Origin of the sequence: Bacillus sp. DTU_2020_1000418_1_SI_GHA_SEK_038 (assembly GCF_032341175.1) — a bacterium.
Classification (GTDB): Bacteria; Bacillota; Bacilli; order Bacillales; family Cytobacillaceae; genus Cytobacillus.
The window spans coordinates 312190-332858 of record NZ_CP135435.1; the positions used below are offsets into that span (position 1 = coordinate 312190).

General features: G+C 39.6%; 21 protein-coding genes. 20 read left to right on the forward strand and 1 reads right to left on the reverse strand.

The window, feature by feature from the left end; translation table 11 throughout:
- The first annotated feature begins 70 nt into the window (after positions 1-70).
- The 15 genes from RRV45_RS01670 to RRV45_RS01740 all read left to right on the forward strand — a co-directional run bounded on the left by RRV45_RS01670 (position 71) and on the right by RRV45_RS01740 (position 14675).
- The gene (locus RRV45_RS01670) at positions 71-745 is read left to right on the forward strand and encodes a GntR family transcriptional regulator (RefSeq protein WP_315667035.1); all 675 of its coding nucleotides are present in this window, start codon (positions 71-73) and stop codon (positions 743-745) included.
- A 14-nt stretch (positions 746-759) separates the two neighbouring features.
- The gene (locus RRV45_RS01675; RefSeq protein WP_315667036.1) at positions 760-1908 is read left to right on the forward strand and encodes an LLM class flavin-dependent oxidoreductase; all 1149 of its coding nucleotides are present in this window, start codon (positions 760-762) and stop codon (positions 1906-1908) included.
- A gap of 1 nt (position 1909) precedes the next feature.
- Positions 1910-2488, forward strand: coding sequence for an amino acid synthesis family protein (locus RRV45_RS01680; RefSeq protein WP_315667037.1), 579 nt, complete (start codon positions 1910-1912; stop codon positions 2486-2488).
- Positions 2488-3315: an alpha/beta fold hydrolase gene (locus RRV45_RS01685; protein WP_315667038.1), complete on the forward strand. Its 828-nt coding sequence runs from the start codon at positions 2488-2490 to the stop codon at positions 3313-3315. The genes RRV45_RS01680 and RRV45_RS01685 overlap by 1 nt, the downstream gene beginning before the upstream one ends.
- Positions 3302-4792: an aldehyde dehydrogenase gene (locus RRV45_RS01690; protein WP_315668905.1), complete on the forward strand. Its 1491-nt coding sequence runs from the start codon at positions 3302-3304 to the stop codon at positions 4790-4792. Before RRV45_RS01685 ends, RRV45_RS01690 begins: the two co-directional genes overlap by 14 nt.
- Before the next feature lie 64 nt (positions 4793-4856).
- Positions 4857-5417 carry an NADPH-dependent FMN reductase gene (locus tag RRV45_RS01695; RefSeq protein ID WP_315667039.1) on the forward strand — a complete coding sequence of 187 codons (561 nt, stop codon included), beginning with the start codon at positions 4857-4859 and terminating at the stop codon, positions 5415-5417.
- 108 nt (positions 5418-5525) lie between these two features.
- Positions 5526-5834, forward strand: coding sequence for a hypothetical protein (locus RRV45_RS01700; protein WP_315667040.1), 309 nt, complete (start codon positions 5526-5528; stop codon positions 5832-5834).
- 34 nt (positions 5835-5868) lie between these two features.
- A complete protein-coding gene (locus RRV45_RS01705; RefSeq protein ID WP_315667041.1) occupies positions 5869-7311 on the forward strand; it encodes an aldehyde dehydrogenase family protein in 1443 nt (480 codons plus the stop codon).
- Positions 7312-7322: 11 nt separating this feature from the next.
- Entirely contained in the window at positions 7323-7580 is a 258-nt protein-coding gene (locus tag RRV45_RS01710; protein ID WP_315667042.1) for a YciI family protein, read from the forward strand.
- Between the two features lie 83 nt (positions 7581-7663).
- Complete coding sequence (locus RRV45_RS01715) at positions 7664-8347, forward strand: cysteine hydrolase family protein (protein WP_315667043.1); 684 nt, start codon at positions 7664-7666, stop codon at positions 8345-8347.
- Positions 8348-8405: 58 nt separating this feature from the next.
- A complete protein-coding gene (locus RRV45_RS01720) occupies positions 8406-9824 on the forward strand; it encodes a purine-cytosine permease family protein (protein ID WP_315667044.1) in 1419 nt (472 codons plus the stop codon).
- Positions 9825-10023: 199 nt separating this feature from the next.
- Positions 10024-11769 carry a methyl-accepting chemotaxis protein gene (locus RRV45_RS01725; protein ID WP_315667045.1) on the forward strand — a complete coding sequence of 582 codons (1746 nt, stop codon included), beginning with the start codon at positions 10024-10026 and terminating at the stop codon, positions 11767-11769.
- Positions 11770-11994: 225 nt separating this feature from the next.
- Positions 11995-12537 (forward strand): GNAT family N-acetyltransferase, encoded by a 543-nt coding sequence (locus tag RRV45_RS01730; RefSeq protein WP_315667046.1) that lies wholly within the window; start codon positions 11995-11997, stop codon positions 12535-12537.
- A gap of 16 nt (positions 12538-12553) precedes the next feature.
- Positions 12554-13654, forward strand: coding sequence for a metallophosphoesterase (locus RRV45_RS01735; RefSeq protein ID WP_315667047.1), 1101 nt, complete (start codon positions 12554-12556; stop codon positions 13652-13654).
- 61 nt (positions 13655-13715) lie between these two features.
- Complete coding sequence (locus RRV45_RS01740; protein WP_315667049.1) at positions 13716-14675, forward strand: D-2-hydroxyacid dehydrogenase; 960 nt, start codon at positions 13716-13718, stop codon at positions 14673-14675.
- Positions 14676-14898: 223 nt separating this feature from the next.
- Here the strand turns inward: RRV45_RS01740 and RRV45_RS01745 are convergent, their stop codons facing one another.
- On the reverse strand, positions 14899-16272 hold the full coding sequence (locus RRV45_RS01745) for an amino acid permease (RefSeq protein WP_315667050.1): 1374 nt from the start codon (positions 16270-16272) through the stop codon (positions 14899-14901).
- Between the two features lie 219 nt (positions 16273-16491).
- Between RRV45_RS01745 and RRV45_RS01750 the strand changes: the two genes are divergently transcribed.
- The 5 genes from RRV45_RS01750 (at position 16492) to RRV45_RS01770 (ending at position 20665) form a co-directional block, all read left to right on the forward strand.
- Positions 16492-17253 (forward strand): DUF3221 domain-containing protein, encoded by a 762-nt coding sequence (locus RRV45_RS01750; protein WP_315667051.1) that lies wholly within the window; start codon positions 16492-16494, stop codon positions 17251-17253.
- 261 nt (positions 17254-17514) lie between these two features.
- Positions 17515-18300, forward strand: coding sequence for an ABC transporter ATP-binding protein (locus RRV45_RS01755; protein WP_315667052.1), 786 nt, complete (start codon positions 17515-17517; stop codon positions 18298-18300).
- A 28-nt stretch (positions 18301-18328) separates the two neighbouring features.
- Entirely contained in the window at positions 18329-19297 is a 969-nt protein-coding gene (locus RRV45_RS01760; protein WP_315667053.1) for an ABC transporter substrate-binding protein, read from the forward strand.
- Positions 19298-19301: 4 nt separating this feature from the next.
- Positions 19302-20066 (forward strand): ABC transporter permease, encoded by a 765-nt coding sequence (locus RRV45_RS01765; RefSeq protein ID WP_315667054.1) that lies wholly within the window; start codon positions 19302-19304, stop codon positions 20064-20066.
- Positions 20067-20140: 74 nt separating this feature from the next.
- Positions 20141-20665 carry a DUF4242 domain-containing protein gene (locus RRV45_RS01770; protein ID WP_315667055.1) on the forward strand — a complete coding sequence of 175 codons (525 nt, stop codon included), beginning with the start codon at positions 20141-20143 and terminating at the stop codon, positions 20663-20665.
- Positions 20666-20669: the final 4 nt, after the last annotated feature.

A 20669-nucleotide genomic window follows, 5' to 3' on the forward strand; every position in this document is an offset into this window, starting at 1 on the left:
TAAACAGAAGCGTATATTTTTTTAAGAAAATCTACCATGGTACATGGCAAAGAAAGGGGCATTTCACATCATGTCTATTCTGACTACGAGTATCACAGCTCAAGTAACGAACGCAATTCGAGATGCGATTGTCACTGGTGAATATGAACCGGGAAAAAAGCTCTCAGAAGCTGCTTTATCTGAACAATATGCAATTAGTCGAACACCAATCAGAGAAGCGTTAAAGCAATTAGAAAGGGAAGGATTAGTTGAAATCATTCCAAGAGTGGGGACGTGTGTTTCAAAGCCGACAGAAAAGGAATTAACCGAGCTATTTACTGTCAAGGAAGTACTGGAGGGGCTTGCTGCGGGCCTGCTTGCGGAAAGCGGAAACGAGGAAATGATTAAAGAAGTCGAAAAAGCTGTTGCTGAAATGGAAAAGGCAGTTCAGACATCTGATCATAAGCTTTATGTTGAGTCGAACAACTTGTTCCATAAAGCGATCCTTGAAGGATCAGACAATTCTAAACTAGATTACTCGTTAAATTTGCTGCTCAATCAAATTCCATATAGCAGGTATGTTTATCTCAGCATTGAGGTACCAAACCGGTTGGAAAAATCACTTCAGGAGCACCAGGCTGTATTAGCGGCTATATTAAGGGGTGACAGAGAGGAAGCAGAGAAAGCCATGCGTGAGCATGTAAGGGCAAGTGGATTGCAGTTAAAAGCAGGAATTGCTAAAAAGCTATACGAAAAAAACAAATAGGGAGGATGCTATATATGAAATTCGGAATTTTCGCAAATTTAACAGGACCAGGACGTCATGAGGAATATCATAAAGTTCTTGATGAAGCAAGAGAGCAAGCTATCTATTGTGATGAAAATGGATATGATTCCATTTGGTATACAGAGCACCACTTTGGCCATGAAGGAAATGAGTTGATTTCAAATCCAATTTTAATGGGTGCAGATATTGCGGCACATACGAAGAGAATTCGCATTGGTCAAGCGGCAAACGTTATTACATTTTGGCATCCGCTTCGACTAGCCGAGGATATTGCGATGCTTGATCAGCTTAGTAAAGGGCGTGTGGAAGTCGGTCTAGCCCGCGGATTATATGGAAGAGAAGCAGCGAATTTAAATACGCTTGCTGATCCAAAGAACCAGGAGCAAAACCGGGCGTTATTCGAAGAAACGTTAGAAATTTTGAAGAAGGCATGGACGAACCGTTTCTTTTCACATGAAGGAGACATTTATCAATTTCCTCCGAAAGGGTTGAAATGGAGCCATCCAATGAGTCCGGCAACACCAGAATATATGGATATGGAAAAGGGAGAAATAGAAAAAATCTCAATTATGCCTGGCACGTACCAAAAGCCTCATCCTCCATTATGGCAAGTAATTGATTCTCCGAGATCCATTGAATGGGCCGCAGAGAATGAAATTAAAGGGATCTTCTGGATGCCAACCGTTAAAGAGCTGAAGGGGCGCTTTGAACTTTATCGTGAAAAGGCTTCGAAAGCCCGAGGGTATGAAGTTCCGCTTGGTGAAGGCATTTCGTTAGTTCGTGATGTTTATGTAGCTGAAACGATGGAGCAAGCACGTCAAGATGCAGCAGAGGCAGTATTAAATAATTATCGCTGGATTTGCCATTGGAGAGGGCTAGGTAATCTAATGGATCCAGGCGAACAAGTAAAGCCAGGACAGGAATTGAACTATGACTTCCTGCACCCAAGAAACTTATTGTTCGGAACTCCTGAATATGTAGCTGAGAAAATTCAAGAACTGAAAGAGGAATTAAATTTACAAGAATTATTACTGTGGGTTAATCATAACGGATTGCAGCATGACAAGATGATGAAGAGTCTTAAATTGTTTACTGAAGAGGTCATGCCTAAATTTACAAACATAAAAGCGGGGGTTTTATAAAATGTTGGAAATTCGAAAAGTTTATACAGCTATTGAAGAAACACGTGTTGAGGGCGGGAAGCAATTAGATAAGCCAGTTAAAATGATCGCAGCTATGCTTGTCATGAAAAATCCTTGGGCTGGAAGAGGTTTTGTGCAAGATTTAATGCCTGAAATTAATGAATACGCACCGGAAATTGGCGAAATATTAGTCGCTGAATTGTTTAAACATATTGATTCTGCTGATGATGTTGAAGCATTTGGCAAGGCTGCTGTAGTTGGGGTAGATGGGGAAATGGAACACGCATCTGCATTTATTCACACATTGAAATTCGGAAACAAATTCCGTGATTCTGTACAGGGAAAAAGCATTTTAAGCTTTACGAATAAACGCGGCGGAGCAGGCTCAGCTGTATTAATTCCAATGGTTCATAAAAACGATGAGTCGAAAAGATCTCATTTCCTTACGTTTGAAGCTTCTATTCCAGATGCACCAAGAGCCGATGAAATTGTCGTTGCCATCGGAGCCTCTACGGGAGGACGCCCGCATCCGAGAACAGGTGACCGTAATCAAGATATGGTTGAAATGGGGCTTGTCTAATGCCTTTAGCCATGTATGATCAAACGACCATTCGTTATGAAGAAAAAGGAAATGGTGAGCCGCTCATTATGATTCATGGTGTTGGCTTGGATCATACAATGTGGGATCAGCAAGTGAAAGACCTGTCAAAAGAGTTCCGAGTCATTGTATACGATATGGTAGGTCATGGAGGATCTGAGCATCCTCCCGGCCCTTACTCACTTGCCCAATTTGTTGAGCAACTGGAAGCACTCATGAATCACTTGCACATTGAGAAGTCCCATCTCATCGGTTTTTCTATGGGCGGCATGGTCGCTCAGGCATTTGCACTGAAACATAAAGAAAAATTAAAGACACTCACAATCATGAATGCCGTTGCGAACCGGACGGAAGAACAGCGGAAGGCAATTTTAAAAAGGGTTGCGGAAGTAAAGAATACAGGACCTGCTGTTACGATCGAGCCTGCAATTGGGCGGTGGTTTAATCAAGAGTATCTAATAAACCATGAAGATACAGTGAACAGAATTCGTAAACGGCTCCTGACAAATGATCCTGCTTCCTATTTAGCGGCATATAGCCTTTTTGCAGCAGCAGATGAGGAATTATGGCTAAAGCTTCATGAAATTAATCTGCCGACTTTCATTATGACAGGTGAAAATGATATAGGATCAAACCCTGAAATGGCTAAACAAATGCATGAGAAAATAGCACATTCAGAATTGCTTATTGTTCCAGAAGTGAAGCATATGCTGCCGGTAGAAAAGGCGGAAATTGTGAATGAAGCGATTCGTATGTTTATTCGAAAACATACGGAATCGGGGAATGAAGGGAGAGATGAATGTGACTGAGTTGAAAAAATATAAGATGTATATAAATGGAGAATGGACAGAATCGTCAAGCGGAGAATACTTTCCAAGCTATAATCCAGCTACTGGAGAACCATGGTGTACTGTAGCAAAAGGAACTGCGGAAGATGTAGATCGCGCTGTGAAAGCTGCTCACCATGCGTTTTTGCACTCAGAATGGGCAAGAATGACGTTTACAGAACGTGGCAGACTTGTCCGCAAGCTTGGTGAGTTGATTGCTGGAAGAGTTGAAGAGCTTGCTGAGTTTGAAACGCTTGACAATGGAAAATTAATTCGCGAAATGCGGGGACAGTTAAGTTATTTGCCAGAATTCTTCTATTATTATGCAGGGCTTGCAGATAAAATCCACGGAAAGACGCTGCCAATTGATAAGAAGGATATGTTCGTCTTTACTTCTAGAGAGCCGCTTGGAGTTGTAGCGGCAATTACACCTTGGAATTCACCGCTCTATTTAACCACTTTGAAGCTGGCTCCTGCTCTTGTGGCTGGAAATACAATTGTGATCAAGCCTTCCGAAATGACTTCAGCTTCTCTTTTAGAGCTTATGAAGCTTGTGGAGGAAGCGGGCTTTCCACCTGGAGTTGTCAATGTTGTAACTGGATTTGGCATACCGGTTGGAGATTCACTTACTTCTCATCCACTCGTTAGACGCGTTGCATTTACAGGAGGTGAGGAATCTGCCCGACATGTTGTGAGGAATTCGGCGGACAATTTTGCACAGGTATCTCTTGAACTTGGCGGAAAATCGCCAAACATCGTTTTTGAAGATGCAAATGCTGATAATGCGGCTATGGGAATTATCGCAGGTATTTTTGGAGCATCTGGTCAAAGCTGTGTTGCGGGTTCTCGTGCGTTACTGCATGTCGATATTTATGATAAGGTGATGCAAAAGTTGGTTGACCGTGTGTCCAATATCAAAATCGGCAATCCGCTTCATAATGACACAGAAATGGGGCCGCTGGCAACGAAAGCTCAATTGGATCGTGTAGAACAATATGTTGCGCTTGGAAATGATGAGGGCGGAAAGCTTGTTTACGGCGGTAAAAAACCAGAACATCTACAGAAGGGCTGGTTTTTTGAGCCTACAATTTTTGAACATAATGATCATAATTCACGGATTACAAATGAAGAAATATTTGGACCCGTATTAAGTGTTATTCCATTTAGGGATGAAACAGAGGTTGTCCAATTAGCAAATAGCACCGACTACGGTTTAGCTGCAGGTATCTGGGTAAGTGATATCGCTAAGGCTCATCGAGTAGCAAAAGCAGTCCGAGCAGGAATTGTTTGGGTGAACACATATCGAAGTATATCGCCGATAGCTCCGATTGGCGGTTCAGGTCTAAGTGGATATGGCAGAGAGAGCGGATATGAAGCAATTCATGAATACACACAAAGCAAAGTTGTTTGGGTCAATACTTCATCTGAACCGATTCCCGATCCATTCATTATGAGATAGGAATAACTGAAAGTAAGTTGTATGAAAACAAAAATTAGAACATCCAATTTGGGAGGGAATTATAATGAAATTATTAGCCATCTCTGGAACAATTACTGGGTCGAAAACAAAAGTGGTGGTACAAAAAATAGCAGAAGAGGTAAAACAGAAACATCCGGAAGTTGAAGTGGAATTTCTAGATTTAAAAGAGTATGATGTTCAGTTTTGTGATGGCCGTGATCCTTCAACGTATACAGGAGATACGAAAAAAGTGATCGATATCGTTTCCTCAGCAGATTTTTATGTAATAGGCACACCTATTTTTCAAGGCTCAATCACTGGCGCACTTAAGAACCTGTTTGACCTAGTTCCTCCAAAGGCTTTTCGCAATAAGGTCATGGGGTTTGCCGCCACAGGCGGAACATATCAGCATTACTTAGTAATCGAAAATCAGCTGAAGCCGATTGCCGGTTATTTCCGTGCCTTTGTTGCTCCGGGTTATGTGTATGCACATAATGACCATTTCAGCTCCACAAATGAATTGGTTGATTCAGAGGTTTTGGAGCGTGTCTCCTCATTAAGTGAGGAAATCGTTTTTATGCAAAAAGCATTAAAAGAACCGAAGCCTAACCCCCAATATAGTTAACTACTATGTTGTATTAAAGTAAATATTTTAATAGCTAAAATGATGGCAGAGTGATTCGCATTCACTAGATTTGACGAAATAGCAACGCCTTTTCCGGTTAGGAGGAGTATGATGAATTCAAATCCAGAAGAGAAGATCCATCTAAATGATTTATCTTTTATACATTTTTGCAAGGAAAAGTACGGGGTTAATAGAGGGGTATACAATACGATTGATGCTTGGTTTTATGATCAAGGAGTTGTCAATATTTTAGAGCGGCGACATTATATTTTATCCTTTCTTGATTCTTTAAATGGAATGCAAATGACAGAGGGCTCCCGACCGAAATTCGGAAATGGCGGCTTAACAATAAAATTACGTGAGTACTTCTTTAGAAGGGATGAAAAAATAATTTCCAATATGGCTTCGAACCTTTAGATAAATCCACTTAAAGACGGAAGGGGTTATAGATATGACATACGTAGATAAAATGATAAGAAAACACTTACTTATCAATGGGGAATGGATTGAAGCTAAGGAATATAACCAATTGCGGTCCCCTTACTCAGGTGAGATCATAGCCGAAATTCCGATTGCAACAGAAGCTGAAACAGATCTAGCAATTGAAGCGGCATTTAAGGCTCGGAAGGTGATCGCCCAAATGCCTGCTCATTTGCGGGCCGAGATTTTGGAAAATTTGGTCAAATTACTTGAAGAGCGAAAAGAAGCAGCAGCTAGGATTATTGCTCTAGAAGCAGCCAAACCTATGACAACAGCTAGGGGAGAAGTAGCTCGAACCATTGAAACCTATAAGTTTGCAGCTGAGGAAGCGAAACGTATTCATGGGGAGACCATTCCGTTAGATGCTGCTCGTGGCGGTGAAAACAGGCTCGCCTACACAGTACGCGAACCAATTGGCGTTATTGGGGCGATTACCCCGTTCAATTTCCCAATGAATCTAGTAGCTCACAAAGTAGGTCCAGCGATTGCTAGCGGGAATACGATTGTCTTAAAACCTGCTTCCCAAACGCCGTTATCTACTTACTTTATTGCAGAACTTCTTCAAGAAGCTGGCCTGCCAGCTGGTGTACTGAATGTTGTCTCGGGAAGTGGAAAAGTTGTTGGCGACAAAATTGTTTCCGATGATCGGGTAAGCATGATTACCTTTACGGGAAGCCCGGCTGTAGGAATTGGCATTCGCAATAAGGCAGGATTGAAACGTGTAACCTTAGAGCTTGGCTCCAATGCAGCGGTCATTATCGATAAAGGTGTGGATCTGGATAAAATTGTTTCGAGATGTGTAACCGGTGCCTTTGCGTTCCAAGGGCAAGTCTGTATTTCTTTACAGCGTGTATATATTCAGGAGGAGCTATACGAAGAGTTTGTCGAAAAGTTTGTTGAGGCGACAGAAAGATTAGTAGTCGGCGATCCGCTTGATTCGAAAACAGATGTCTCCGCGTTAATTTCATCTGCTGATGTAGAGCGCAGCCTCAGCTGGATTCATGAGGCACAGAAAGCTGGTGCCAAATTGGCAGCAGGCGGTACAGCAGAGGGGAACGTTCTACTGCCTACCATTCTATTGGATGCTGATGCAGCATTGAGGGTATCTTGCCAAGAAGTGTTTGCACCGATCGTCTTAGTAAACAAAGTGAAATCTGTTCAAAAAGCGATTGAGCTAGTAAATGATTCACGGTACGGGCTTCAAGCGGGAATTTACACAAACAATGTCCATACAGCACTGGATGCAGCCGATCATTTACATGTTGGCGGGGTTATGATCAATGACATTCCGACATTTCGTGTAGACAATATGCCATATGGCGGCGTGAAGGAAAGCGGTTTTGGCCGTGAAGGATTAAAATACGCGGTTGAAGAAATGACGGAATTAAAGCTAGTCGTCTGGAACCGTAATTAAGGGGGGCTAAAATGGCTTATTATGCAGCATTGCTACACATGCTCGACCCAGAAAAAAACAGTGAAGTTCTCCCGCGTCATATCGCGTACTTAGAAGATCTAGATAAACAAGGAAAGATTTATGGCAGAGGGCCTTTCGCAGATGGATCAGGGGGTCTAGTTGTATATATAGCAGATTCATTTGAAGAGGCGCTTTCGTTAGCAGAAAAAGATCCCCATATTATCGAGAAGGTTCGCCGCCTTGAACTTAAAGAGTGGAAGGTCGTTTAGGATTATTTTTCTTTTAGTCTTACATGGTACATGGCAGCTTAGTAAATTTGATTTTTATAGATTAATAAAAGGGGTGGGTCACTTTGGATTTAACAAAAACGGCTCTCTTACTAATAGATCTTCAGAAAGAAAGCGGAACGTCCGATGTTGTTGGAATGAATGACATTGTTCAAAACGCAAGGGCCCTCATCAACGCATGTCGGATGCAGGGGATTCCGATCATTTACACTCGACATATCGGCAGAGCCGATGGTATAGGCCTTGCCAATAAAGAACCTGTGAATGAGCAGGGTGAACCAATTTATTATCATTCTGGAAAGGAAACCATTGAGATTATAGATGAGATAAAGCCGCAAGATAACGACATTATTATTGATAAATACCGATACAGCGGATTTTATGAATCAAGCCTTGATTTAATGCTCAAAAGCTTGGGTATAAAACATTTGATTATTGGCGGTGTGCTTACGGATTGTTGTGTAATGGCAACAGTGTTAGATGCCTATTATCGTGATTACCAGGTTAATCTCATAAAAGACATTTGTGGGACTACAACAGTAGGAGCGCATATGGCTTCAATCCTCATGCTGGCAAATTGGATATATGATTTAAAAGTTTATGATACAAGTCAAATAGAAAATAAATTGCTAGGGAAAAGCCATCATGTTTGGGAGTCTGAAGTTCCTGATCAGTTACAATTTACTCCAGAGAATGTCAGAGAAGTATTTGGGAAATTATCAAGTACGTCAATGGCTGTTAAGTCCTGAACATAGGCGTTTCATAATATAAAAATACTACTAAATAGGAAAAGGCAGGTGTATAAGTTTGGAAGAATTGCGGCAAGAAGTAGAGCTTGGTACCAACGCAGCCGATCATCTAGATGAAATATCTGTGGAGTATTACGCAACAGAAGAAGTCCCAATGAGTCAAAGAAATATCGGATTTTGGGATATGGTTTTTGTTTGGATTGGAGCTAATTCAAATAACGCATCGTGGTATGTAGGGGGAACGGTCGCCGGTGCTGCATTTACTGGGGCCATTATTGTGGCATTAGTAGCGAACCCAATTGCCTATCTCGTGCTGGCACTTGTTGGTTATATGGGCTACAAGGTTGGTACTTCTACAATGGCTTTGACTAGGCCAGCCTTCGGAATAAGGGGAAGCTTTCTCCCAACAGCATTGAATACGATTACATTTCTAGGCTGGGCGGTTGTTAATACGTTTATTGCAGTTATATCCATGAGTTTTATTTTTAAAGATTTGTTAGGCTGGCCTGCATATGGGGAACCAGGGAGTACCTGGCCAATGATTTTAGGAATAATATTCATGAGTGCCTTGAATTTGGTTGCTGTCTCCTTAGGAAGAAAGTCAATTAAAATAGTAGAAAGAATTGGTGTCGCATTAATTCTAATTCTGGGGATTTGGATTACAGCCATTGTATTTAAAGCCCATTCATTTTCCGACATTATTAGTTGGAAACCCCCTACTGAATCGAAAATGCCGTTCGGCACTGCGATCGATATAATGGCAGCCTTTAGCTTAGCGTGGGTTCTTGGTATTGCTGAATTCACAAGGTATACAAGAACTACTAAAGCAGCAACGATTGCGCCGCTTCTTGGGGCCTGCAGTTCACTCATATGGTTTGCCTTTGTGGGTATCGTAGCAACAATTGGAGCTGCATTATCTACTGGAACCTTTGATCCGAACAATTCTGATCCAAGTACGCTTGTCACTAATTTAGGGCTAGGCTGGGTTGCGCTGATTATGATTATTGTTGCATGTATAACTACGAATGTAGTTAATTTAATGGCAGCAGGGGTTTCCGTTACGAATGTAACGAAGAAAGTAAAGCCGCTGCATTCGATTTGGCTTGTTACAATCATCTCAGGATTTTTAATGCTTGTTCCCCTTTATATGGCAAGCTTCTTAGATACATTTATGATTTTCTTAGAATATATTGGAATGGTTTTAAGTGCCTTACTCGGAATTTTAGTTGCCGATTACTTCTTTATTCAGAAAAAGAAATACGAAGTAAAAGAATTGGAATTGGAAGGCGGAAAGTACTGGTACACGAATGGAGTAAATGTAAAGGCAATCGCAGTCTGGGTTATTGGTGTTGTCTTTTTCCTTGCGATTCGTGATGTAACAATCTTTACAAGTACTACTGGTGCTGTTTATCCGACAATTATTGTAACAGCAATCCTATATAGCATTGTTTCAATGTCAAGAAGGAAAGCTGTTTAATAAAACTCTATTTAACACTATTTCCATAGTTTATATAATCCGAAGTTGAATATTTTGTATGTTGGGAAATTTTGCTAGTTTAATTTTCAAAATGTATTTAAAATTTAAGAAAAGTAGATAGAAAGCACTTGGGAGACAAGTGCTTTCTGCCTTTTTTACTAGAGTTTAGATAATCTAGCATTCTTCGGGGGAGTGTTTTATGTATCATATGAACTTAAGAAAAAAACTCATATTTGTTTCATTCATATTTTTATGTGTACCAAGTCTTCTTATTGGGTTAGTAAGCTACCAGTTATCGCTAAATAGTCTGAATGAATCAGGAAAGTTAATGTTAAAAAACAGTGTGAAACAAACGATTGAGCTAATTAATACAATGGACCAAGAAGTGAAAATGGGTCGTATTAGCTTGGAAGAGGCTCAAGAATATGTAAAGGTCTCCATTTTAGGGGAAAAACTGGCCGATGGGACCCGTCCTATTAATAAAAATATTAATTTAGGGGAAAATGGCTATTTTTACATAATCGATGAAAAAGGGATGCAAGTTGCCGACCCATACTTGGAAGGGACAAATACATGGGATTATAAAGACAGCGAAGGAGAATACTTTTTTCAAAAAATGATTAAAGCAGTTCAAACTCAAGGATCCATTTATATTGACACTATGTGGGAGCTGCCGGATAAGCCGGGGGAAATGGCACTAAACGTTAGTTACGCAGAGCTTGAGCCAACCTGGGGATGGATTGTTTGTACAAATAGTTTCTATCAGGATTTTAATCAAAGAGCGAACGATATTGTAACCGTTCTTGCGATTACTTTAGCTGTATCATTGGCGGTCGGCGGAATTATTATCATTCTTTTCTCGCGCATGATTTCGAATCCTTTAGTGAAATTGGCGAATCAAGTAAAGCAGGTTGCAGATGGAGATCTCACTATGGATGTTCTAAATGTAAAGAATAAGGATGAGATAGGTGTACTTGTACAGGGCTTTCACCAGATGGTTCAAAACATTAAAATGTTAATCTCCCAAATCATGTTTATGTCACAACAAGTGGCAACCTCCTCCGAACAGTTAACAGCTAACGCAGAGCAGAACGCCAAAACTACAGAGCAAATTGTCAGTGCTATTCAAGAAGTTGCCAGCGGATCTGAAGCGCAGACAGCTGGGGCAGAGGATACTGTGCGGAAAATGTCCGGTATGGATATTGGGCTTCAAAGTGTCGCTGCTAACTGTGTAGAAGTTTCACAAGAAGCGGAAAAGTCCTCAATCCAAGCTGAGGAAGGAAATGTTTCCCTACAGCATCTAGTTAGCCAGATGAAAATGATTCGTTCCACTGTCGAACAGTCAAATTCGTCCATCAAGAAATTAAATGATCGTTCATTAGAAATTGGTAACATTTTAGAAATTATTCGCAGGATTGCCGATCAAACAAATTTATTAGCATTGAACGCAGCCATTGAAGCAGCAAGAGCTGGCGAACAGGGCAGAGGATTTGCTGTCGTAGCCGGTGAAGTGAGGTTACTCGCAGAACAGTCAACCAACTCCGTACAGCATATAGCGAACATCATTCAAGAGATTCAAGCTGAGACGGAAAAATCAGTGCACACAATGGATGTGGTGAATGCAGAAGTAGATACTGGACTAGACATCGCGAAGGAAACGGAGCAAAAGTTTCAAGAAATATTAAGCTCACTGCGCCACGTTGCCAATCAAATCCAAGACGTATCAACGACTTCGCAGCAAATGTCCGCAAGCAGTCAGGAAATAACTGCTTCTGCTGAGGAAATGAGTCGGATTGCTCAAAACTCCTCTGATTATTCTAGAAGCGTAGCAGCTGCTAGCGAAGAACAGCTGGCTTCTATGGAAGAAATCGCTGCTTCAGCTTCATCCCTATCCGATTTAGCCGAAGAAATGCAGGCTTTAGTTTCAAAGTTTCGTGTAGAGTAATGGCGGGGCCTTCAATTGGCACTAAGTTCAGCATAAACACAAAAGCAGGAGTATTCTCCTGCTTTTGTGTTTACTAATGATTTTAGAATTCGTACGATAATTGATGATGGTTTTTGGAAAATTCAGGTCCTTCTATATAAAAGGATTGTAAATAAACTCTTAAGACAAAGGGAAATGTAGTGGATTTCCAGAATATATAACCTAATACAAAAATGGAGTGAGAGAATGTTTCCGGCATTAGAGACAGAAAGACTGCTATTAAGGGAAATTGTTGAAGATGATGTGCAAGAGATTTTTAATTGTTTTACGAATAGCGATATGCTGTGTTATTACGGGCAGGAACCGTTAACAAGCATTGAGCAGGCAAAAGAGTTAATCAGATCATTTGAAAAAAACTATCATGAAAAACGCGGAATTAGATGGGGAATCCAAGTTAAAGACCAAAAAGAACTTATTGGTACAATTGGGTTTAATTTATGGTCCCCAAAGCATAAGAGAGCGGAGATCGGATATGAATTGCATCCTAATTATTGGCGAATGGGATATGCGGCTGAAGCTGTTTCTGAGATCATATCATTTGGGTTCAATGAACTTAATTTTACACGAATAGGCGCAGTTGTTTTTATAGAAAACCAATCGTCTAATAAATTATTAACAAATCTTAGATTCGAAAAAGAAGGCGTATTGAGAAATTACATGTATCAGGATGGTGTTCCTTTTGATACATATGTTTATTCTTTATTAAACCCCGATTTAATCAGTCACTAAATAAGAGGAGACTCGAATGTTAATTGTTAGTAAATTAAACTTAGACCCAACTAGAAGAAGTATTATAATTTCAGATATCCATGCAAATCTATCTTTATTTAAAAGACTCTTGGAAAAGATTAAGTACAATGAAGATGACTATTTATTTATTATCGGAGACCTTTGTGAAAAAGGAGAAAACAGTTTAGAAATCGTTCGCTATGTAATGAAGATGACAGAGCAATCCCCAAATGTTTTCGTCACGAAAGGGAACTGCGATATTTTACACCGTTATGTATTTATGGGGAATGAAAAAATTCTCAACTATATGAAGGCAAGAAAAAATTCTATCTTAAATGAAATGCTGGAGCAGGGTCAACAGTCTTTAACGCATTTCAGTCAGATTCAACAGCTTGCACAGTATTATGATACTCATTTTAAAGAAGAACTAAATTGGTTGGAATCATTGCCTGTGGCTATTGAAACAGAGAACTTCATAATGATACACGCTGGTATTGAGGACCGGGCCGATTGGGAAGAAACAGATGAAAACTTCGCTCTATCTGTCGATTCCTTTTTTGATAGAGGGCATCAGGCTAAGAAAACCGTCATAGTCGGACATTGGCCAGTTGTTAATTATCGATTTGATTCCGAGAGCTCCAATAATCCTGTGATTGATTTGGAGAAAAAAATTATTGCCATTGATGGGGGCAATCGGATTAAAAGGGATGGGCAGCTGAATGCCCTTATTTTCGAGAATAATCAATTTTCGTTCGAGTTTGTTGATGAGCCTCATGAGAAAAGGAAAGTTAAAAAAGACTACTTAGATCAGACAGGTCGTGTCGGAACAGTCACCTATCCCAATTATGAAATGAGTATTATTCGCAAAGAACCCTACTTTACCCTTTGCAGGAATATTAAACTTGGGATTGAGCAATGGGTAAAAAATGAGTATTTGGTTGAAGATGATGAGGGTGTGTGGTGTAAAAATGATTTAAGCACTACATTTTTATCTGTCCGACATGGTGAAATTGTAAAGGTGCTCAATGCTGAAGTATCTGGCTACACATTAGTCAAAAAAAGGAACGGTTTAGTTGGTTGGGTGCCAATGGAGGTGTTAGAAGGATTATCATCATGATTATTCATTCTAAAGGCAACCGATATAACTATCATAATAATTTAAAAAAAGGAGAATTCTGATGAGTTCAATTCAGCCAAATATACTTGTTTTTACACCTGATAAGAAAGATGCCGAAGCTTATGCTGACTGCATTCGTAATTTTGGATTTACTTCAGTGAAGGCTGCTGCAACCTTAGAAGAAGCAGAAAAAAACTTACCGCAGACTGAAATCATTTTAGGATGGAAGTTTCCAACTTATATATTAAATCAGCCAATTTCCTCAAATATTCGTTGGTTTCAATCAATGGGTGCAGGGGTTGATGATCTTGTTGCAGATCAATCAATACCTGAAAGTATTCAATTAACCCGTATTGTTGATCAATTTGGAACCTATATATCTGAATATGTATTTACATACCTTTTGCATATTGTGAAAGATGTTTCGCGAATGAGTCAATCCCAAATGGAACGGAACTGGGATCCTTTCATTTCGGAATCTTTAGCAGGGAAAACGATAGGCGTTGCTGGACTTGGATCTATAGGAGCTGAAATTGTGCGTAAAGCAAGAGTTTTTGATATGAATGTGCACGGATTAAGCTTTAGCAGAAAGCAAGCTTCATTAGTGGATCGCCACTATACTTCGAATAGCTGGGCTGACTTTGTTAAAGATCTTGACTATTTAGTCACAATTCTTCCATTAACTGAGGCTACGCATCATATAATCAACGAAAAACTTCTATTAGCGATGAAGCCGGATGCTTGTCTTGTCAATGTGGGCCGTGGGGCATTAATAGATGAAGGGGATTTGTTATCAGTTATGAAGACAGGACATCTTCGTGCAGCAGTTCTCGATGTGTTTGAGAAAGAACCGTTGCCAAATGACCATGCCTTTTGGTCAATGCCGAATGTGTATGTTACCTCCCATTTGTCAGGGCCAAGCACGATCGATGGTGTATGTAGCTTTTTTGCGGAAAATTTAAAGCGATTCATGAATGGACAGCCTTTACACGGGCTAGTAGATCGTGAACGTAGGTATTAAAATGATTATATATTATCCAAATAAAGGTAAAGTTGTATAGAAAAAGGACAAATCAAAAAAGCCGATTCCTAAATATTTTATTAGGGAATCGGCTTTATTTGGATGAAAATCTGCTAAGTGACGGAAATTACCGCATAATAGCGGTACCCTAGATCAATATCAATTGAACTCTCTACAATTGTAATGATGATTGATTGAATGGATAGATTTAACATTTATAAGACTATTGATTTAAGTGACTCTTCCTATAACCATACGTAAAGTAAATGACAAGACCGAGAAATAGCCAAACAGCGAAACCTTTCCATGTAAATGCTGAAAGCTGCAGCATTAAATAGACACAGAAGATAACTGCTAAAGCTGGAATAACTGGAACCCAAGGCGTTTTAAATCCACGTTTGAGATCTGGTCGAGTTTTACGAAGTACAGCAACCCCAAGAGAAACAGCTGTGAAAGCAAATAATGTACCAATACTTGTCAGCTCAGCTAATTTATCAAGAGGAACTAGACCGGCAAGAGAGGCAACCAGTATTCCTGTTACCCATGTGCTTTTTAAAGGAATTTTAGTTTTTGGATGAACAGCGGATAAAGCCTTTGGCAGAAGCCCATCTCTGCTAATGGAATAGAACAGACGTGTTTGTCCAAACATCATGACGATTAGGACTGTTGTAATTCCAACGATGGCTCCAAGAGAAATAAAACCTGCTGCCCAATCTTGATCAATAAATTGCAAACCAAAAGCTACTGGATCTTTCACATTTAGCAAATCGTACGGTACTATCCCAGTCAGAACTAAAGAGACAGCGATATATAAAATTGTACAAACTGCTAATGATGAAATGATTCCTATTGGGAGATTACGCTGAGGGTTTTTGACTTCTTCAGCAGCAGTAGATACCGCATCAAAGCCAAAGTAGGCAAACACGACAACCGCAGCTCCCGTAACGACTCCAGAAAATCCAAACGGCATAAACGGAGTCCAGTTAGCTGGTTCAACATACCAAACCCCAATGATAATGAATAGAAGTACCACAGCCACCTTAACAACAACCATGATGGCATTAAATTTAGCAGATTCTTTTACTCCTCTAGAAAGTAATAAGGTAACTAAAAAGACGATAATAACAGCTGGTAAATCGATAATTGTTCCTTTTGTGGAATCAAAAGCATAGGTAAAAGCCATTGGCAAATGAATTCCGAATCCTGATAATAATCCTTGGAAATAACCTGACCACCCACTTGCTACAGCAGAAGAGGCAAGTCCATATTCGAGAACTAAATCCCAGCCTAAAATCCAAGCAAATAATTCACCGAAGGCCACATAACTATAAGTATAAGCACTGCCCGATGCTGGAATCATCGAGGCAAACTCTGAATAGCATAACGCTGCAAATGCACATGCTAAACCTGCAATGATAAAGGAGAGGATTAAGGCAGGGCCGGCATATTTTGCTGCTGCAACTCCTGTCAAAACGAATACCCCTGTTCCAATAATAGCCCCAACCCCAAGCATGGTTAAATCTACAGCGCCAAGAACCCTTTTGAGTGAGTTATTAGAGGTTTCATTGCCTATCGATTTTTTGCGAAATAAATCCATGTTCTTCTCCTATTATCGATGTCGTTTTTTGCCGAAACAATAAAATTAGATGCTAATTTATTATTTGTAAAAAAATCGTAAGACAGCCTAAAATAAAAATACTTTATTCCTATTTTTACATAGCTATTATAAGGATTTGGCACCAAAATTATACATTTCGATATGAAACCTTTATTTATTAAAATCGTCTATTCGGATAGAAGGGGGAATAAAAGTCATATGAAAAAATTATTTACCTGGTTATTATTATTCTCTTTTATTTTAGTAGGTTGTAATCAAAAGAATGATGTGAAAGGTGAATCCGATATAAAAGGAGTAATTCTTGAGGTTAATAAGGAAGTGGGTAGAATTTTAGTAGAAGATGTTGAAAAGGGCTTGGTTTGGATTACGCTAAAAGCTACAGAGGATATTAATAAATTCCAACCGTATCAAGAAGTCGCAGTCTGGGTTGAGGGTGCCATTGCTGAATCCTATCCGAGTCAAGCAAAAGCATTACATGTTGAAATCATCCCCCCAAAGGAAGCTGTAACGACAAGTGCTGAGGCAGCTGAAGGGGATTTCATCTATCGTATTGTGACTGAAAATGCAGAGTATAAGGAGAATAACCCTGTTAAACTATACGCTGAATTAGAATATGTTGGTGATCAAGAGGAAATTACCATATATCATGCATCATCTGTTTTCCATTTCCCGATGATTGAGAAAACACGTGATATTCCCATTGACTATGCAATGAACCAGCCATTAGTTAGCACCATAATGAAGAAAGGTGAGCCGCTTAGGGAGCGATACAATGGGAGTGGCGGTTATGCAGAAGAAGATGAAAAAGAACTTAAACAGTTTATGAAAAGGATCATGGAGAATCAATTTCCGGCAGGAGACTATTTAGTCAGTGGATTTGCTGACTTTTATATTAATACGGATGAGGAAGAGCAGAAGGACTTTAAGATAAGAGCGCAAATTGCTTTTAAGGTAAAATAATAAACAGGATGAATAAGTCTCTTAATTAAATAAAAGATCGTAAATGGTTGCCAATAATGATTATGTCATTAATGGCAGCCATTTTTTATTTTCACCTTTGTTTTCTTTAAAATAAGCAGGTTAAAGAAAATTTTATATTTTCAAAAAACATGTTGCCATTTTGAAAAAAGTGTAATAGAATAACTTACAATCATTAAACATAGTATTTTCATAGGAATTAGATGAATTATAGATTTTGTCTTCTTAAGGAGGATAGAGGGCTTGGTTGAATCGGCTTTTATTAGGGTGGACAATGTGAGCAAAGCGTTTAGGAATAAGGGGCAAACTGTACGTGTATTAAATGATGTGGCCTTTGAGATTAAAAGGGGAGAGATGATCTCCATATTGGGAGAGAGCGGATGCGGGAAGAGTACGCTGCTTAATATTATTGGGGGATTTGAAAAGCCCGATGAAGGAAAGGTTATTATCGATGGTAATCAAGTGACTCAGCCAAATAGAAAATGTATTATACTTTTTCAAAATTATGGACTTTTACCATGGAGATCTGTTTTGGAAAATGTGGAGCTTGGGTTAGAAGGGGGGAAATTAGGAGTTAAGGAGCGGAAAGAAAGAGCCCGCACATATTTAAACTTGGTTGGATTAGGGGATAAGGGTGATCTATTTCCGCATGAGATTTCCGGGGGGATGCAGCAGAGGGTTGCGATAGCAAGAGCTCTTGCTATCCAGCCAGAATTGATTTTAATGGATGAGCCCTTTGCGGCTTTAGATACATTTAACCGCTATTATTTGCAGGATGAGCTTCTTCGTATTCAAGATCAGGAGAAGACGACCGTTATTCTTGTTACGCATGATATTGATGAAGCCATCTATTTATCAGATAGGGTGATTATGATGAAAGCAAATCCAGGTGAAATAGACAAAGAGTTAACGATTACTCTTTCAAAGCCTAGAGATCGAAGTCATGAGGACTTCCAGCGATATCGAAAGGCAATATTTGAACAATTTCACTTTAACCGCCCTGCACCTTCGATTGAGTTTAATATTTAAATATTTTTATATAAAGAGGAGGGATACGATGAAAAGTTATAAAAAGCTTTTATCCTTATTGATTATTTCAATACTTGCGGTGAGCTTAGCTGCTTGTGGGTCTAACCCATCATCAGCAGGGAAATCCGGAAATGAGGAAAAGCGAGTAGTGAAAATTGGCTATTTGCCGATTACTCATGCGGTTCCTTTGTATTTAGAAAATGAACAGGATTCGTTTAAAAACTTTAAATTGGAGCTTGTTAAGTTTGGTTCATGGCCGGAGTTAATGGACGCCCTTAATACAGGCCGAATAGATGGTGCTTCTGTTCTTGTGACTCTTGCTATGAAGGCAAAGGAGCAAGGGATTGATTTGAAAGCTGTGGCACTTGGCCATAGAGATGGGAATGTATTGGTTTCAGCTAATGATATTAACAGTGTTGAGGATTTAAAGGGGAAAAACTTTGCGATCCCTCATAAGTTTTCTACTCATAATATTTTGCTCTATCAAATGCTTAAACAGGCAGGGCTGAAATATGAGGATGTGAAGGCTATTGAGCTGCCGCCTGCTGAAATGCCTGCAGCTTTATCTGAGGGAAGAATTTCAGGGTATGTAGTTGCAGAGCCGTTTGGAGCAGTCTCGGTATCTATTAAGAAAGGAAAGGTTCTTTATCAGGATACGGATATTTGGAAGGATTCAATTGATTGCGCACTCGTTTTAAGAAATGACTTTATTCAAAAGGAAAATGAAGTGGCTCAGGAATTTGTTAATGAGTATGTCAAAGCAGGTGAATTAGCCGAGAAAAAAGATGACCATACACTGACAGCTTCTTCTAAATATATGAAGGTTGATAAAGAGGTAATGGATCTTTCGTTTCAATGGATTTCTTACGATGATTTAAGAGTAAATAAAAGCAGCTACGATGAATTAACAAAAACTTTAGTGGAAATGGGTTTATCAGAAAATCCTCCTTCCTATGAGGAGTTTGTCGATAATTCACTATTTGATAAGGCGAAGTGATGAAATGGGAAGTGTAAAAAAACTCTCAAATGTCATAGCTGGTTTTGTTCTTCTGATCGCTGCCTGGCAAATAACGATTGCTATCGGGAATTATGATGAAGCCCTTCTGCCTCCGCCGCTTAAAGTGTGGGATGGAATTGTTTCGCTCATAAAGGACGGTTCATTCTTTGTCCACCTGCAAGTAAGCATGATGAGGTTTTTAATTGGTTATTTGGCGGCAGTAATTATTGCTGTCATTTTGGGGCTCATCTTAGGAAGGGTTCTAGCACTTTGGAATATCTTGGATCCGGTAGTGCAGGTTTTAAGGCCTGTTTCACCAATAGCCTGGTCGCCTTTTATCGTTTTGTGGTTTGGGATTGGTGATATTCCCGCCATCGTCATTATTTTCATTGCTGCATTCTTCCCTGTCTTACTATCAACTGTTTCAGCAGTAAGGAAAGTAGATCCAACCTATCTGAAAATTGCTCAGAATTTTGAAATAAGGAAATCGCATTTACTTGTTAAAATTATTCTTCCCGCCGCATTTCCTTTCATTGCAAATGGCTTGCATATTGCTTTAGGAACTGCCTGGATATTCCTGGTTGCTGGGGAAATGGTGGGAGCGCAGTCAGGGCTAGGCTACTTAATAGTAGATGCAAGAAATTCTATGAACTTAGATTTAGTGTTAGCGGGTATTATTTTTATTGGGGTTTGCGGGCTTTTGCTTGATAAGGCAATTGGCTTATTTGAGAAATGGGTAGATAAGCAATGGGGAAGGGCAAACCAATAGCATATTAAGAAAGTTAACAGGTTAGTTTATCTAACTAAATAATAATAACTATATCCTTGAGGAGGAAGAGAAACATGGCGCTATATCTTGTTGAATCTATTTTGAATGAGGCAGTAAGAACTAAGGAAGCATTTGAGGCTAAGGTATCCGAGGTACAGGAATCAGTTAGTGGGAAAAATACTAGTTTAATTGAAGTTCAAGTTTCAAAAGAGTTTTCTAGAGCCTTCTTCATTTTTGAAGGTGAAGACCGAAATGCGGTTACTGAAAGTTTAAGAGAATTAGGAATTTCCGTAGCTCTAATTAAGCCAGTGCGTTTAGTCGGCCAAGATTTGGCGAAGGTTAAGGAACAGAAGGAAAAAGTAAATTATTTAGTCGAGTGGAATCTCCCGGAAAATTTGACTATGGAACAATATCTAGATAGGAAGACGACAAATTCCGTTCATTATGCAGAGGTTCCAGAAGTTTCTTTTTCCAGAACTTACGTATGTGAAGATATGACGAAATGCCTGTGCTTTTATGATGCGCCGGACGAAGGAACAGTAAAAAAAGCACGTGAAGCGGTTAAAGCTCCAATTGACACAATAACTGAGCTTTCATAAAAAT

What these genes read in the sequence shown, in the direction of transcription:
- RRV45_RS01670 (WP_315667035.1), top strand. Translation starts at nt 71, where the DNA reads ATGTCTATTCTGACTACGAGTATCACAGCTCAAGTAACGAACGCAATT.
- RRV45_RS01675 (WP_315667036.1), top strand. Translation starts at nt 760, where the DNA reads ATGAAATTCGGAATTTTCGCAAATTTAACAGGACCAGGACGTCATGAG.
- RRV45_RS01680 (WP_315667037.1), top strand. Translation starts at nt 1,910, where the DNA reads ATGTTGGAAATTCGAAAAGTTTATACAGCTATTGAAGAAACACGTGTT.
- RRV45_RS01685 (WP_315667038.1), top strand. Translation starts at nt 2,488, where the DNA reads ATGCCTTTAGCCATGTATGATCAAACGACCATTCGTTATGAAGAAAAA.
- RRV45_RS01690 (WP_315668905.1), top strand. Translation starts at nt 3,302, where the DNA reads ATGAATGTGACTGAGTTGAAAAAATATAAGATGTATATAAATGGAGAA.
- RRV45_RS01695 (WP_315667039.1), top strand. Translation starts at nt 4,857, where the DNA reads ATGAAATTATTAGCCATCTCTGGAACAATTACTGGGTCGAAAACAAAA.
- RRV45_RS01700 (WP_315667040.1), top strand. Translation starts at nt 5,526, where the DNA reads ATGATGAATTCAAATCCAGAAGAGAAGATCCATCTAAATGATTTATCT.
- RRV45_RS01705 (WP_315667041.1), top strand. Translation starts at nt 5,869, where the DNA reads ATGACATACGTAGATAAAATGATAAGAAAACACTTACTTATCAATGGG.
- RRV45_RS01710 (WP_315667042.1), top strand. Translation starts at nt 7,323, where the DNA reads ATGGCTTATTATGCAGCATTGCTACACATGCTCGACCCAGAAAAAAAC.
- RRV45_RS01725 (WP_315667045.1), top strand. Translation starts at nt 10,024, where the DNA reads ATGTATCATATGAACTTAAGAAAAAAACTCATATTTGTTTCATTCATA.
- RRV45_RS01730 (WP_315667046.1), top strand. Translation starts at nt 11,995, where the DNA reads ATGTTTCCGGCATTAGAGACAGAAAGACTGCTATTAAGGGAAATTGTT.
- RRV45_RS01735 (WP_315667047.1), top strand. Translation starts at nt 12,554, where the DNA reads ATGTTAATTGTTAGTAAATTAAACTTAGACCCAACTAGAAGAAGTATT.
- RRV45_RS01740 (WP_315667049.1), top strand. Translation starts at nt 13,716, where the DNA reads ATGAGTTCAATTCAGCCAAATATACTTGTTTTTACACCTGATAAGAAA.
- RRV45_RS01745 (WP_315667050.1), bottom strand. Translation starts at nt 16,272, where the DNA reads ATGGATTTATTTCGCAAAAAATCGATAGGCAATGAAACCTCTAATAAC.
- RRV45_RS01750 (WP_315667051.1), top strand. Translation starts at nt 16,492, where the DNA reads ATGAAAAAATTATTTACCTGGTTATTATTATTCTCTTTTATTTTAGTA.
- RRV45_RS01760 (WP_315667053.1), top strand. Translation starts at nt 18,329, where the DNA reads ATGAAAAGTTATAAAAAGCTTTTATCCTTATTGATTATTTCAATACTT.
- RRV45_RS01765 (WP_315667054.1), top strand. Translation starts at nt 19,302, where the DNA reads ATGGGAAGTGTAAAAAAACTCTCAAATGTCATAGCTGGTTTTGTTCTT.
- RRV45_RS01770 (WP_315667055.1), top strand. Translation starts at nt 20,141, where the DNA reads ATGGCGCTATATCTTGTTGAATCTATTTTGAATGAGGCAGTAAGAACT.